The 14,800-nt window shown below is 35.6% G+C and carries 13 protein-coding genes and 1 other RNA gene; all 14 read left to right on the top strand.

What is annotated here, in order from left to right; genetic code table 11:
* Nucleotides 1-144 precede the first annotated feature (144 nt).
* The 14 genes from CI949_RS09225 (at nt 145) to mnmA (ending at nt 14,342) form a co-directional block, all read left to right on the top strand.
* Complete coding sequence (locus CI949_RS09225) at nt 145-657, top strand: adenine phosphoribosyltransferase (RefSeq protein WP_290765537.1); 513 nt, start codon at nt 145-147, stop codon at nt 655-657.
* Between the two features lie 43 nt (nt 658-700).
* Nucleotides 701-2,845, top strand: a complete 2,145-nt coding sequence (locus CI949_RS09220) for a bifunctional (p)ppGpp synthetase/guanosine-3',5'-bis(diphosphate) 3'-pyrophosphohydrolase (protein ID WP_133530373.1) — start codon at nt 701-703, stop codon at nt 2,843-2,845.
* A gap of 15 nt (nt 2,846-2,860) precedes the next feature.
* A complete protein-coding gene (dtd, locus tag CI949_RS09215) occupies nt 2,861-3,310 on the top strand; it encodes a D-aminoacyl-tRNA deacylase (protein WP_108138556.1) in 450 nt (149 codons plus the stop codon).
* A gap of 20 nt (nt 3,311-3,330) precedes the next feature.
* Nucleotides 3,331-3,957: an MBL fold metallo-hydrolase gene (locus CI949_RS09210; RefSeq protein ID WP_133530374.1), complete on the top strand. Its 627-nt coding sequence runs from the start codon at nt 3,331-3,333 to the stop codon at nt 3,955-3,957.
* A 110-nt stretch (nt 3,958-4,067) separates the two neighbouring features.
* Nucleotides 4,068-5,360 carry a SurA N-terminal domain-containing protein gene (locus tag CI949_RS09205; RefSeq protein WP_290765531.1) on the top strand — a complete coding sequence of 431 codons (1,293 nt, stop codon included), beginning with the start codon at nt 4,068-4,070 and terminating at the stop codon, nt 5,358-5,360.
* Nucleotides 5,361-5,490: 130 nt separating this feature from the next.
* The gene (gene hisS / locus CI949_RS09200; protein WP_133530376.1) at nt 5,491-6,765 is read left to right on the top strand and encodes a histidine--tRNA ligase; all 1,275 of its coding nucleotides are present in this window, start codon (nt 5,491-5,493) and stop codon (nt 6,763-6,765) included.
* 1 nt (nt 6,766) lies between these two features.
* The gene (aspS, locus tag CI949_RS09195) at nt 6,767-8,542 is read left to right on the top strand and encodes an aspartate--tRNA ligase (RefSeq protein WP_133530377.1); all 1,776 of its coding nucleotides are present in this window, start codon (nt 6,767-6,769) and stop codon (nt 8,540-8,542) included.
* A gap of 69 nt (nt 8,543-8,611) precedes the next feature.
* Nucleotides 8,612-8,785, top strand: a non-coding RNA gene (gene ssrS, locus CI949_RS09190) — 6S RNA.
* A 166-nt stretch (nt 8,786-8,951) separates the two neighbouring features.
* Nucleotides 8,952-9,530, top strand: a complete 579-nt coding sequence (locus CI949_RS09185) for a 5-formyltetrahydrofolate cyclo-ligase (RefSeq protein WP_133530378.1) — start codon at nt 8,952-8,954, stop codon at nt 9,528-9,530.
* A gap of 10 nt (nt 9,531-9,540) precedes the next feature.
* A complete protein-coding gene (locus CI949_RS09180) occupies nt 9,541-10,881 on the top strand; it encodes a replication-associated recombination protein A (protein ID WP_133530379.1) in 1,341 nt (446 codons plus the stop codon).
* Nucleotides 10,881-11,516 carry a YigZ family protein gene (locus CI949_RS09175; protein ID WP_133530380.1) on the top strand — a complete coding sequence of 212 codons (636 nt, stop codon included), beginning with the start codon at nt 10,881-10,883 and terminating at the stop codon, nt 11,514-11,516. The genes CI949_RS09180 and CI949_RS09175 overlap by 1 nt, the downstream gene beginning before the upstream one ends.
* Nucleotides 11,517-11,615: 99 nt before the next feature.
* Nucleotides 11,616-12,074, top strand: coding sequence for an Rrf2 family transcriptional regulator (locus CI949_RS09170; protein WP_133530381.1), 459 nt, complete (start codon nt 11,616-11,618; stop codon nt 12,072-12,074).
* Between the two features lies 1 nt (nt 12,075).
* Nucleotides 12,076-13,230, top strand: coding sequence for a cysteine desulfurase family protein (locus tag CI949_RS09165; RefSeq protein ID WP_290765524.1), 1,155 nt, complete (start codon nt 12,076-12,078; stop codon nt 13,228-13,230).
* A gap of 29 nt (nt 13,231-13,259) precedes the next feature.
* Entirely contained in the window at nt 13,260-14,342 is a 1,083-nt protein-coding gene (gene mnmA / locus CI949_RS09160; RefSeq protein WP_133530383.1) for a tRNA 2-thiouridine(34) synthase MnmA, read from the top strand.
* Nucleotides 14,343-14,800 lie beyond the last annotated feature (458 nt).

Genomic DNA, 14,800 nt, shown 5'->3' with positions numbered 1-14,800 from the left:
AAAATCAATTGGACTTTAAAGGCTCAGTACGATATAATAAATTATCCAGGCGAATGGAAAATTTTATGACATTTAAAAACTTAGTTTTTAAAGAAAATCTATTTGACCTGATAGCAAATGTATCTAATTTTAAGGAGGATAAAAATGAATCTTAGTGACAAAATAAGAAACATTCCTGATTTCCCAAAAGAAGGGATTTTATTTAAAGATATTACACCACTTTTACGGGATAGGGAAGCACTTAAAGAAGCCATAGTTAAAATGGCAGATATGTTTAGAGATTATGATATTGATTATGTGGTAGGAATTGAAGCTCGAGGATTTTTGGTTGGTACACCTCTGGCAATAGAACTTGACAAGGGGTTTATTCCAATTAGAAAACCGGGTAAATTACCACATGAAGTATTAAAAAAATCATATGAACTGGAATATGGAAAGAATGAAATTGAAATACATAGAGATGCAGTAACTGAAGGAGATAAGGTTTTAATTGTGGATGATCTGCTGGCCACAGGTGGAACTACTCTTGCTGCTACCGAAATGATAGAAGAATTAGGTGGAGAGGTAGTTGGTTGTGCATTTTTATTAGAACTTGAAGCTCTGACAGGTAGAGAAGTTCTTAAAGATTATGAAATTAAATCATTATTAATTGAATAATTAATTATTTAATTTTCGGGTAATTGAAGGAGTATAAATATAGATGGAACTAGATACTTTATTAGATAAAATAAAATCTTATATGGATGAACCAGATCTAGAAATGGTAAAAAAAGCCTATCAGTATGCCGAAAGAGCACATCAGGAGCAGTTTAGAGTTTCTGGTGAACCTTTTGTTGAGCACCCACTTGGTGTGGCTATTATTCTTGCTGATCTAGAGCTTGACATTGTTTCAATTGTTGCTTCTTTACTGCATGATGTTGTTGAGGATACTGGGATTAGCAGTGAAGAAATTGAAAGAGAATTTGGATCTGAGGTGGCACATATTGTGGATGGAGTCACAAAACTGACCAGAATGCAGTTTAAAACTAAAGAAGATCAGCAGGCAGAAAGTCTGCGTAAAATGTTTGTAGCTATGGCAGAGGATATTCGGGTCGTGTTGATAAAACTTGCTGACAGACTGCACAATATGAGAACTTTAAACTATCTAAAAAAAGAAAAAAGAAAAGAAAAATCCAGAGAAACTTTAGAAATTTATGCTCCTCTTGCCCACCGTCTGGGAATGTCTAAGATTAAGTGGGAGTTAGAAGACTTATCTTTTAGATATTTAAAACCTGATATGTATTATGAGGTTTCCCACAAAGTGCAGGCCAATCGCAAACAGAGAGAAAAAGATATAAAAGAGGCTATTGAAAAACTAAAATCTACTTTAAAAGAACATGATATTGAAGCAGAAATTTATGGTCGCCCCAAGCATTTATACAGTATTTATAATAAAATGAAGCGTAAAGAAGTGGAGTTTGATGAAATTTATGATTTAACTGCCGTCAGGGTTCTTGTAGGTAGTGTTAAAGAATGTTATGAAGTGATGGGGGTTATTCATGAAATTTGGAAGCCTATGCCGGGACGATTTAAAGACTATATAGCTATGCCGAAGTCAAATATGTATCAGTCACTTCACACAACTGTAATTGCTCCTAATGGAGATCCACTTGAAGTACAGATAAGAACTTATGAAATGCATAAAACTGCTGAATATGGTATTGCCGCTCACTGGCGATATAAAGAAGGTAAGGTGGGCGATGAAAAATTTGAAGAAAAATTATCCTGGTTAAGACGACTGCTTGAATGGCAGAAAGATCTGCAGGAACCACAGGAATTTATGGAGACTTTAAAAATTGATTTATTTGAGGATGAAGTTTTTGTTTTTACTCCTGAAGGTGATGTTGTTTCACTGCCTAAAGGAGGAACACCTGTTGATTTTGCCTATCATATCCATACCGAAGTTGGCCACCGCTGTGTGGGAGCTAAGGTGAATGGTAAAATAGTTCCTTTAGAATATAAGTTAAAAAACAGTGATATTGTTGAGATTTTAACCTCTAAAAAAAGTAATGGGCCATCCCGAGACTGGTTAAAATTTGTTAAAACTTCTAAAGCTAGAAGTAAAATTAAGCACTGGTTCAAAAGGCAGCGCCGGGATGAAATCATTGAAAAAGGTAATCGAATTCTGGATGAGCATCTGGAAAAATATAATATCGAACTCAGCGAAAAAGATAAAGAAAAAGAGCTAAAAGAGATTACAAAAGAGCTGGGGCGAAAAGATGTTGATGATTTATTAGAAGAGTTGGGATACAGTAATATTAGTCCCAAACAGGTGGTCAGCAAATTTAAGGATTATGAAGAAGAGAAAGATTTTGAGAAAAAACACAGCCCTCAGAGGAAAACTGAATCAGTAGATAAAGGTGTTTCTGTAAAAGGAATGGAAGACATGCTGGTTAGGATGGCAAAATGCTGTAATCCTGTCCCTGGTGATGATATAGTCGGTTATATTACCAGAGGTCGGGGAGTTTCGGTTCACAGGGAAGACTGTAAAAACTTAAAAAATCTTGAAGAAAGTGAACCAGAAAGAATAATTGAGGTCAGCTGGGAACAGGGTCGTACAGAATCCTACCAGGTTGATCTCAGGATTGATGCTGTAAATAAGAGTGCTCTGCTTAATGATATAACACATATCATTAAAGAAGAAAAGATTAATCTGCTGTCTGTTATGGCCAGAACCAGTGAGCATAATCGAGCAGTTATTAATCTGTCACTGGAATTGAGCTCTACAGAGCATATGTACGATATAATGAAAAAGATTGAATCTATTTCAGGTGTGCTTAATGTAAGTCGAGCCAAACCTGCTTAATGGGGAGTGAATTAGATGCGAGCTGTTGTTCAGCGTGTTAAAAGAGCTAAAGTAGAAGTGGATTCTGAAATAACCGGAGAGATCGACTCCGGTTTATTAGTGTTTTTAGGAATTGGAAAAGAAGATGGGCGTCAGGATGCTGACTATCTGCTGGAAAAAATAATAAATTTAAGAATTTTTGAGGATGAAGAAGAGAAATTAAATTTATCTGCTGCTGATCTAAATAAAGATATAATGCTGGTCTCACAGTTTACTCTTTTTGGTGACTGCAGACAGGGGAGAAGACCAAGTTTTTTTGAAGCAGCACCACCTGCAGAAGCTGAGAAATTATATAATTATTTTGTTAAAGAAGCAGAAAAGTCCAGCCTAAAAATTGAAACAGGAGAGTTTCAGGCGATGATGGATGTCAGTTTAATTAATGATGGTCCGGTTACAATTCTGGTGGACAGTAAAAAGAAGTTTTGATAGTTAAAATGGAGGAAAATATGAATTTAAAAGAATTTACTGTTGGAGAACTTATGGTAAAATCATATATTATTTCTCAGGCTGGCGAAGCCGTGGTAATTGATCCAGGTGCTGAAGGTAAAAGATTATATAATTATCTAAAAGAAAATGAGCTGGAGCTTAAATATATAATCAACACCCATGGTCATTTTGATCATATTGCAGCAAACGAATTTTTAAAAGAAAAGACGGGGGCTGAGATACTGGCTCATAAAAAAGCTGATTTAAAATTTACTGATCCACAGTTAAATCTTTCCAGTCTCTTTACACAGCAGGCAATCACTGCACCTTTAACGGACAGAGCAGTTGCTGATGGTGAGGAGATTGATTTCGAATCATTGACTTTTAGATTTATCACTACTCCAGGTCACAGTGAAGATGGAATTTCTATTTATATTCCGGAAGAAAACATACTTTTTTCTGGTGACTGTATTTTTGCAAATGGGATTGGCAGAACTGATCTACAGGACAGTGATTATAGTGAACTTGAGAAATCAATCAAAGACAAAATTTTTCAGCTGCCGGAAAATTGCACTTTTTATCCCGGTCATGGTCCAAGCAGTAATTTAACCAATTTTAAAAAAAGTGTCTGGCCAGCAATCAGCTGAGGTTTGACATCTAAATTTTAATAGGTTAAAATTAAAAAGGATTAAAATAATTTTATAGATAATTTTTATTTTATAAAAAATATATATTTAAGAGAGGGGAGTGTAAGGTTTTGTTTGATACTTTACGCGATAATAGTAGAATTATTGTTTATATAGTTGTAATTGCCTTTGTTATTTCAGGTGGATTTATGGGCTATGGTGCCTATTTAAATAATCAGGGTGGAGGCGGACAGGCTCCCAATCAAAACCCATCTGTAATTGCAGAAGTTAACGGGATGGAAATTTCTCAACAGGAATATTTCTCGCTTTTACAGCAGCAGGCGCCACAATCTAACTTGAGCAGCAGCCAGATTATACCATTTAGGTATAATGTTCTGGATGCTTTAATTGAAAGAAAACTGTTGATGGCTCAAGCAGAAGTTTTAGATGTTGATGTTGAAGTTTCTGAAGCTGAGATAGATGAAAATTATAATAATATTTTAGAGCAGAACGAAATGACTGAAAACGAATTATCAGAAGCTCTGGCTGAACAGGGTTATACAATTGGTGATTTAAGAGAAGATATAAAAGCAAGTATTGAGGATAGCAAAACGATAACTCAAACAATCGATCAGGGTATTGGCGAAATTGAGGTAAGCGAAGAAGAAATTGAAGAACTATACCAGCAGCGATATCCTGAACCAGAAGCAGCTGAAGAAGATACTGCTGAAGAGGCAGAGTCAGAAGAGGAAAATACTGAAGCTGAAAACTCTGAAACTGAAAGACCAGCAATGGCAGAAGTTAGAGATGATCTTGAACAGGAAATAAGATCACAAAAAAGAAATGAAGCTATTAACAGCTGGCTGGCAGAGTTAAAAGCAGATGCTGAAATTACTATTAATGATCCTGTTTTAAGTGCCTATCATGCTTTAGAAAATGAAAATTATAAACAGGCAGCAGAAGAATTCTCTGCTTTTGTTGAGGAGAAAGAAACAGATCCGATTTTCTACAGCTATTTAGCTCAGGCATATGAGGGTCAGAATAATCTTGAAAGAGCAAAAGAAGTTTATAATAGTGCACTAGAGTCTTATCCTGAAAATACTGACTTAAGATTTAATTATGCTCAGTTCCTTGCTGATCAGGAAAATAATGAAGAGGCAATAGCACAGCTTGATAAAATTTCAGCTGCTGCAGAGGATGATTTTATGACATATTATCAGCTCTACATGATGTATAGCCGTCTTGGCGCTGAGAAAAAAGCTCAGTCAGCAATGAAAGAGATTCAGCGGATTAGTGAGGATATGCAGACTAAATCGTCTCCAGAGGTAGATCAGGAAACTACTGAAGATATTAAAGAAGAAGCAAAAGAAGTGAAAGAAGAAGTTAAAGTTGAGTCACCAGTTGAAACTAAAAATAATAATTAATCATTTATTTAGATAAAAATTAAAGAGTAAATTTACTAAGTTAACTATTAAATCTATCAGCTCTGATTATTAATAATCCTGGCTGATAGATTTTCTAAAACTAAATGAATAAACAGTAGGTGAAATAAAAATGAAGTTTAATGCTCCAAGAGGTACCAATGATATTCTGCCGCCAGATACTTTGAAGTGGCAGTATATTGAGAAGAAAACACATGAAATTTTTTCGAATTATAATTATCAGGAAATTAGAACTCCTATTTTTGAATATACAGAACTCTTTCAGCGCGGTATTGGTGAAGTAACTGATATTGTTGAAAAGGAGATGTATACCTTTGAGGATAAAGGAGGCAGAAGTATCACTCTCAGACCCGAGGGTACTGCTTCTGTAATCAGATCATTTTTAGAAAATAAAATTTACGGACAGGCTCAACCGACTAAATATTACTATATTGGACCAATGTTTAGATATGAAAGACCACAATCAGGCAGATTTAGACAGTTTCATCAGCTGGGAGTTGAGGCAATAGCTTCCAATGATCCTGCACTTGATGCAGAAATCATTTCCTTAGGGATGCGTCTGCTTCAAGATTTTGGTCTTAATGACCTGGAACTTCATTTAAATAGTGTAGGTTGTGGAGAATGCCGTCCAACTTATGTAGATAAATTAAAAAAATATTTAAATGAAAACAAAGAACAATTATGTGATAACTGTAAGAGCAGAATTGATAGAAATCCATTGCGGGTTCTGGACTGTAAAAACGAAAGCTGTCAGTCTGTAATTAAAGATGCGCCAAAGATTACTGATAATCTCTGTCAAAGCTGTGCTGATCATTTTAATGATGTACAGGAATACCTTGATATTTTGAACCTGGATTATATTATCAATCCACTTTTGGTCAGGGGTCTTGATTATTATACAAATACTGCATTTGAAATTAAAGATAATGCGCTGGGAGCACAGGATACTGTCTTTGGTGGAGGCCGCTACAATGGTCTGGCTGAAGAAATAGGCAATAGAGATCTGCCTGGTATTGGTTTTGCCCTTGGAATTGAGAGATTGCTGCTTTCTTTAGAGGCAAAAGATATCGAGCTGCCTGTAGAATCAGGTGTTGATCTTTACATAACAGTCATTGGAGATCAGGCTAAAAAAGAATCATTTAAACTTCTTGATCAGCTGAGAAATAAAGGTTTTAGAACTGAAATCGATTATTTGGGACGAAGTGTTGGCTCTCAAATGAAATCAGCTGACCGCATGAATGCTGAGTATACAATAATTATTGGCGAAAATGAACTTAATAATAACTCTGCTACAATTAGAAATATGAAAAGTGGAGATGAAAAAGAAATTCAATTAAGCAACTTATTAGAGGAAATGAAGCAGCTAGTAGATAAGGAGGATATTTAAGATGGGTGAAACAATTAAAGATTTAAAGAGAACCCACCTCTGTGGAGAAGTTAGTAAAAAAGACAATCAAGACAGAGTAACAATCATGGGGTGGGTACAAAAACGAAGAGATCACGGTGGTGTTATATTTACTGATATTAGAGATCGTTCAGGAATTGTTCAGGTGGTGTTTAATCCTGATTCTGGTAAAGAACTATTTGAAAAAGCTGATACTCTTCGTTCGGAATATGTAGTTGCAATTACCGGAGAGGTTGAGCCGAGACCGGAGGGGAATATTAATCCGGATCTTCCAACTGGTGAAATTGAAATCAAGGCGGAAGAATTAAGAGTTTTAGATAAAGCTGAGACTCCTCCAATCCAAATTGAGGACAATATTGATACCGGTGAAGATGTAAGGTTAAAATATAGATATTTAGATTTAAGAAGGCCTAAAATGACAAAACTTATGGGGCTGAGACATAAAATAACTAAAACTACCAGAGATTTTCTGGATCAAAATGGATTCTGGGAAATTGAAACTCCAATTTTAACCAAGAGTTCTCCTGAGGGAGCCAGAGACTATCTGGTTCCAAGTAGAGTTAACCCCGGTCAGTTTTTTGCTCTACCACAGTCTCCTCAGATATTTAAACAGTTATTGATGGTTTCTGGAATGGAAAGATATTTTCAGATAGCTCGCTGTTTTAGAGATGAAGATTTAAGAGCAAACCGTCAGCCAGAATTTACTCAGATTGATATGGAGATGTCTTTTGTTAATCAGGAAGAAGTTATGGAGATTACTGAGGGATTAATGAAAGAATTGTTTGCTGTTGGTGATATTGAAGTTCCTGAAAAAATTAAAAGAATGTCCTACCAGGAAGCAATGGACCGTTTTGGTTCTGACAAGCCCGATCTTCGTTTTGGTATGGAGCTTAAGGATTTATCTGAGGTAGTTAAAGATAGTGATTTTAATATTTTTAGTGGAACTGTTAGTAAAGGTGGCCAGGTAAAAGGTATAAACTTTAAAGGAGGAGCAGATTCTCCACGAAGTACCATTGATGCCTTTGAAGATTATGTAAAAATGTTTAAAGCAAAGGGTCTGGCCTGGATGGCTTTAAGAGAGGATGAACTAAAATCTCCAATTGCTAAATTCCTTTCCGAATCAGAAATTGAAGGAATTAAAAAAGCTATGGAAGCAGAACAGGGAGATTTATTATTAATTGTTGCTGATAAACCAGCGGTAGTAGCTGCAGCTTTAGGTAATCTCCGCCTTAAGATTGCTAAAGACAATAATTTAATTCCTGATGAAGTTTACGAATTTGTCTGGATTGTGGACTTTCCTTTATTTGAATATGATGAAGAGGAAGACCGCTTAACTGCAATTCATCATCCATTTACCGCACCACTGGAAGAGGATATAGAAAAGTTAGATACTGATCCCGCATCTGTAAAATCAAAAGCCTATGACCTTGTTTTAAATGGTGAAGAACTGGGTGGAGGAAGTATTAGAATTAATAATCACAAACTGCAGGAAAAGGTATTTTCTGCTCTGTCCATCAGCAAAGAGGAGCAGCAGGAAAAATTTGGTTATTTGCTTGATGCTTTTGATTATGGTACACCTCCTCATGGTGGGATTGCCTTTGGACTTGATCGTCTAATGATGATCGTGGGGCGCACTGATTCAATTAGAGATGTTATTGCTTTCCCTAAAACTCAGAGAGCAACATCTCCTCTGACAAACGCACCTTCAAAAGTCGACAAAAAACAGCTGCAGGAACTTGGAATTTCCATCCGTTCTTAGTGACATTACAGGGATTTTTTGCTTGCAGATTTAGATGAGATATGTTAATATTATTTATAGAAAAGTAAATACCATCTGCCGTGTTCGATAATGATTAAACATTTTGACCAACACTTAGACATAGGGAGCCTGAGCTCTACCTGCGGCGTAGAAGCCTTAAATGGACCTATAAACCAGGTAGGAGGGCACCCACTTGGCAGACAGGGATCAAAATTCCAAATCAACCGGCACGGTGGATGGACTTTTAGCTAACCTTTATAAGGTTAGCTTTTTTCGTATCTAAAGTATTATAATCTGCTGTTAAAAGCCGGACTAAATTTGATTTTTGAGCTAGGATAATACTTTGCAGAAATATTAAATTTCTGCTATTATAGGATTAGAATTCAATAATAAAATTGGGGTGAATTTTATGCAGAAAAAAGAAGAGCTAAGAAAAAAATACTTAAAAGAGAGATCAGAAATTCCACAAAACAAAATCAGCAGTTGGAGCCAAAAAATAAATAAACAGTTTTTAAAACTTCCACAATTAGAAACTGCCAAAAAAGTAATGGCGTATGCTTCAATGCGAAAAGAGATAGAAACATTTGATTTAATGGAAGAATTATTAGATCAGGGATATCTCTTATATCTTCCCTATACTAGAAAAGATCAAATTGATCTAGGAACTGCTCAGATTAATAATCTTGATTCAGATTTAAAAGAAGGTGTTTATGGAGTTCAGGAACCAGTAGCTCGAATTCGCGGTGAAGAGGTTCCAGAAGATCTTGATTTAATAATTGTTCCTGGTGCCTGTTTTACCCCAGAAGGTTACAGGATAGGTTATGGTGGAGGATATTACGATAGTTTCTTAAGTAAACATGCAGATGGCGCTCTTAAAGTTGGTTTTTGCTATGACAGGTTTATTGTTGATTCAATTCCAGTTGAAGATCATGATGTTCCAGTTGATTTAATAATTACAGAAAAGGAAGTTATCCGTACAAAACAGTAGAGGTGAGAGTGTGAACCTTTTTGATAATCAAAATAACCAGGAAAACAATAATGACCGTCCGCTGGCCTACAGGATGCGCCCCCGCAGTCTGGAAGAATTTTATGGTCAGGAAGAAATCGTCGGAGAAAATAAACTTTTAAGCAGAGCTATTAAAGCTGATCGGCTGCAGTCTCTAATTTTTTATGGACCACCCGGCACTGGCAAAACAAGTCTGGCTCAAGTGATTGCAAACCAGACCGAAGCTGAATTTGTTAAATTAAATGCAGTTACATCTGGAGTTAAAGATATTCGCGAAGTAATAAAAAAAGCAAAATCTAACCGTAATTTATATAATAAAAAGACCATTCTTTTTATTGATGAAATTCACCGTTTTAATAAATCTCAACAGGATGCTTTACTGCCTTCAGTAGAAAACGGTACAGTTATTATGATTGGAGCTACAACAGAAAATCCATACTTTGAAGTTAATTCACCACTTTTATCCAGGTCCAGAATTTTCAGGTTAGAAAAATTAAATAGTAATCAGGTATATTCGATATTAAAAAAAGCTCTTGCGGATCAAGATAGAGGATTGGGTAAACTTAAGGTTGAGATTTCAGATAAAGATCTCAATTTTATTGCTGAACTTGCTGATGGTGATGCCAGAGTGGCTTTAAATACCCTGGAACTTGCTGTTTTGACTACCCCTGCTGATAAAGACGGACTAATTAAACTTAATCAGGAGATAATTGAGGAGTCAATGCAGAAAAAAATACTTAACTATGATCGCTCAGGTGATAACCACTATGATATAATCTCTGCTTTTATTAAAAGTATGCGCGGCTCAGATCCTGATGCGGCCATTTACTGGCTTGCTCGAATGATTGTCAGTGGGGAAGATCCTAAGTTTATTGCCCGCAGAGTTGTAATCCATGCCGCAGAAGATGTGGGTATGGCAGATCCAACTGCACTCATTATAGCAGAGTCTGCAGCCAGAGCTGTAGAACAGATTGGCTTTCCAGAAGCAAAAATTCCCTTGGCAGAAGCTGTAATTTACATTGCTACTGCACCAAAGAGCAATTCAATTGTTAAAGCAATCAATAGTGCGGTGGACTTTGTGGAAAATAATAAAGCAGGAGATGTACCACCTCATCTTAAAGACAGCCATTATGCTGGTGCCTCAGAATTAGGCCATGGACTTGATTATAAATATCCACACAGCTACCCGAAAAATTATGTTGAACAAAACTATCTGCCCGAAGATATGCAGGGTCTTTCATTTTATAAGCCTGGGAAAATGGGGAGAGAAAAAAAGACTGCGAAATTTTTAGAATATCTAAAAAATAATAGCAGCTCAGGGGATGAAAAGTAATGTCTAAACTAAAGAAAAGACCAGCAAGCAATATGGAGGTTAGAAACCAGGTCAAGGACAGTAAATTTTATGGCAGTATATTTTCAGTCAAAAATCGCAGTGAGGCTGAAAAAAGAATTGCAGAAATTAAGGAAAAGTACTCAGATGCTACTCATAATGTTTCTGCTTTTCGAGTGGAAAATCCTGAACTGGAGCAGGAAGCGATTGAATATTTCGATGATGATGGTGAACCATCTGGTTCATCAGGCCCTCCTGTATTAGAAGCTATTAAGGGAGAGAATTTGCTCAATACAGTAATAATTGTTACCAGATATTTTGGAGGAACTAAACTTGGAATCGGCGGCTTGATTAGAGCTTATGGTGATACAGCCAGGCTGGCTATAAAAGAAGCAGGGATAGAAACTTTAAGTGAGTTCTATTTATTAGAGGTTAAAAGCTCTTTTGATAAAATCGGAATTGTGCTGGGGCAGTTAGAATCTCTAAAAGCTGATATTCAAAATACTGAGTATACAAATAAGGGAGCAGCTGTTAGAGCAATTATCCCTACTGATATAAAAGAGAAGCTTCAAAAAATTTTAAAAGAAAAAACTGCTGCGGAAGCTGAAGTTAAAATAATTAAAAGTGTTTTTAAATAATTTGATATATCTGGAAGAACAGTATTGACAGTGTTTTAGTCATATGTTAAAATTAATTAAAAGTTGATAATTGATGTCAAGTTTATATGAGGTGAAAATATGAGAGTGTCAACCAAAGGAAGATATGGATTAAGAGCAATGGTGGATCTGGCAGAACACGAAGATGGAAAAGCAATTCCGATCCGCGAAATTTCTGAGAGACAGAATATTTCTGAACAGTATTTAGAACAATTATTTGCTACATTAAGAAAGGCAAAATTAGTTAAAAGTGTTAGAGGAGCTCATGGTGGCTATATGCTTAACCATGAACCAGAAGACATTAGTGTTGCTGATATTCTAACAACTTTAGAAGGTCCAATTGCGCCAGTTGATTGTGTAATAGAAGATGATTTCTGTAATTATATTGATAAATGTGTAATTCACGGTTTATGGGAAGAATTAGCAGATGTAATTAATGAGGTAATTGAAAACATGTCTCTTGCTGATTTAAGAGATAAGGCAGTGGCTGAAAAGCAGAGAGAGAAGATGGCAGATAAAGCAAAAATAGAGGCTGGATAAAATGGAAGATATATATTTTGATCATGCTGCAACTACCCCCATGCTGGAGGAAGTTATTAAGGCAATGAAGCCTTTTTATAATCAGGTTTTTGCTAATCCAGCCAGTTCTCATCTTCAGGGGCAGAAAGCTGCTTCGGCTCTGGAAGATGCCAGAGAATCAGTAGCAGAATTTATTGGTGCAAAGAATGCGGAGGAAGTTGTTTTTACTTCAGGTGGTACTGAAGCTGATAATCTAGCTTTAAAGGGAGCAGCTATGGCTTTCTCTAAAAAAGGTAAACATATAATAACTTCTCAAATAGAACACCATGCTGTTTTAAAAAGCTGTGAATACTTAAAAAAGCATCTGGGGTTTGAAATAACTTACCTTGGTGTGGATCAGAATGGTTTTGTTGATCCAGCAGAATTGAAGGAAGCAGTCCGTGAGGATACTGTTTTGATTTCAATTATGCTGGCAAATAACGAGATAGGAACTATTCAACCGATTAAAGAGCTGGCTTCTGTTGCTAGAGAGAATAATATTTTATTTCATACAGATGCAGTTCAGGCAGCAGGACAATTAAAAATTGATGTTAATGATCTAGGGGTTGATCTGCTTTCGGTTTCAGCACATAAATTTAATGGGCCAAAGGGTATAGGGGCTCTTTTTGTACGTAAGGGAGTAGAATTAATTCCTCAGCTTTCTGGAGGCAGTCAGGAAAGAAAAAGAAGGGCTGGTACAGCTAATCCAGCCGCTGCAGTTGGGATGGCCAGAGCAGCAGAAATAGCATTAAAAAATTTAAAAAAGAAAAGTAGTAAATTAAATAAATTGCGAGAATATTTTATTTCTCAGCTTTTTTCCACTTTTGATAATTTAAAACTTAACGGACCTGATTCAGAAAAGCGTTTACCTGCCAATATTAATATTGCTTTTAAAGATCTAGATGCTGAATCTATTTTATTCAATTTAACTTTAAATGATATTGCTGCAGCAACTGGTTCAGCCTGTGCTTCTGGTTCTTTAAGTGTATCTCATGTTCTTAAAGCGATAAATTTAGAAAAAGAATATTTAAAAGGAGCAATTCGCTTTTCACTTGGTCGTGGAAATACCAAAGAAGAAATAGATTATGTGATGGAGAAATTAAAAGAAATTATTGATAGATTGAATTCATTAAAGTAAGAATAAACTAATTTATAAGGGTGTAAGTAATGAAAAAAGTTATGATTGCAATGAGTGGTGGTGTCGACAGTTCAGTAGCTGCTGCTCTTTTAAAAGAAGAAGGATATGAAGTAATCGGAGGAACAATGCATATTTTTCCTGATTATGAAGAAGCAACAGACAGGGAAGATCACTGCTGTTCTTATTCAGCTGTAAGGGATGCAAAAAGAGTTGCTCAAAAATTAGACATTCCTCATTTTGTATTTAACCTGCAGGAGGAATTTCAGGATAAGGTTATTGATTATTTTGTGGATGAATACAGTAGAGGAAGAACTCCAAATCCCTGTGTAATGTGCAATAAGGAAATAAAATTTGAAGCTTTACACAGAAAAGCAATAGAAATTGGCTGTGATTATATTGCCAGCGGCCATTATGCAAAAATTGAAAAAGAAAATGGACGTTATATTTTAAAAAAGGGTCTGGATGAAAACAAAGATCAGAGTTATATGCTTTATGTGCTGAATCAGAAGCAATTAAGTCAAACCCTCTTTCCTTTAAGTGAATATACAAAAGATGAAATTCGTACAAAAGCTAAAGAGTTAGGTTTTGAAATTCATAATAAGGCAGAAAGTCAGGAGATTTGTTTTGTTCCTGATGATGATTATGTCAGATTTCTAGATACCAATTATCCTGAGATCTCAAAAGATGGACCTATTTTAGATAGTGAAGGCAATCAAGTTGGAACTCATCATGGTTTGTCTCATTATACAATTGGTCAGCGTAGAGGTTTGGGAATTTCTATGGGTTATCCAATTTATGTAACAGAACTTGACTATGAAAACAATGCTGTGATTGTTGGTAAGGATGACGCTGTATTTAGTGATGGTTTAATTGCAGAAGATATTAATTTTATTCCTTTTGCAGATATTGATGGTCGAATGGAGGTTGAAGCTCAAATTAGATATAACAGCTATCCTGTTAAAGCTTATATTGAAAAAACAGCCGAAAATGAATTAAAGGTTGAATTTGAAGAAGCTCAAAGAGCTGTTACACCAGGCCAATCAGTTGTTTTTTATCTAGATGATCTAGTCCTGGGTGGAGGAATTATCAAAAAAAGTTTTAAAATCTCTTGACAAAGCCAAAAAGCCCTGATATGATAATAAGCGTCGCACAGAAAGTAGAACAAAAACTTTCGAGAGTCATTAGGGCTTTTAAACTTTTTATTTGAAATTATTTAAAGTTTTTCTAAAAAGTTCTTGACAAAGTGAGGCAGAGTTGATAAGATATTAAATGTCGCTGATAAAAAACGCGGCAGGAAATATAGAAGAAAACATTATCTCTAAACAAGAATAAAAATAATATCGGCGCCGCCCTCAATGGGCAAGTCCGAAAATATCAATTTGTTCTATAAAAGAGATTTTGGGGAACCTTGAAAATTAAACAGCAAGCCAACGTTAATATACTTTGAGTGTTAAAACTTAAAAGTAATTATTAGTTTAAAGCTTATATTAAATAATATGAGCCAAATTCAAATTCTTTATACGGAGAGTTTGATCCTGGCTCAGGACGAACGCTGGCGGCGTGCTTAACA

It is taken from the genome of Halanaerobium sp., from assembly GCF_003070835.1.
This window is presented reverse-complemented; position numbering and strand designations above follow the sequence as displayed.

Bases quoted from the DNA above. Each gene is read 5' to 3' on its own strand.
- CI949_RS09220 (WP_133530373.1), top strand. From the start codon at position 701: ATGGAACTAGATACTTTATTAGATAAAATAAAATCTTATATGGATGAA.
- mnmA (WP_133530383.1), top strand. From the start codon at position 13,260: ATGAAAAAAGTTATGATTGCAATGAGTGGTGGTGTCGACAGTTCAGTA.
- aspS (WP_133530377.1), top strand. From the start codon at position 6,767: ATGGGTGAAACAATTAAAGATTTAAAGAGAACCCACCTCTGTGGAGAA.
- dtd (WP_108138556.1), top strand. From the start codon at position 2,861: ATGCGAGCTGTTGTTCAGCGTGTTAAAAGAGCTAAAGTAGAAGTGGAT.
- CI949_RS09210 (WP_133530374.1), top strand. From the start codon at position 3,331: ATGAATTTAAAAGAATTTACTGTTGGAGAACTTATGGTAAAATCATAT.
- CI949_RS09170 (WP_133530381.1), top strand. From the start codon at position 11,616: ATGAGAGTGTCAACCAAAGGAAGATATGGATTAAGAGCAATGGTGGAT.
- CI949_RS09175 (WP_133530380.1), top strand. From the start codon at position 10,881: ATGTCTAAACTAAAGAAAAGACCAGCAAGCAATATGGAGGTTAGAAAC.
- CI949_RS09165 (WP_290765524.1), top strand. From the start codon at position 12,076: ATGGAAGATATATATTTTGATCATGCTGCAACTACCCCCATGCTGGAG.
- CI949_RS09225 (WP_290765537.1), top strand. From the start codon at position 145: ATGAATCTTAGTGACAAAATAAGAAACATTCCTGATTTCCCAAAAGAA.
- CI949_RS09185 (WP_133530378.1), top strand. From the start codon at position 8,952: ATGCAGAAAAAAGAAGAGCTAAGAAAAAAATACTTAAAAGAGAGATCA.
- hisS (WP_133530376.1), top strand. From the start codon at position 5,491: ATGAAGTTTAATGCTCCAAGAGGTACCAATGATATTCTGCCGCCAGAT.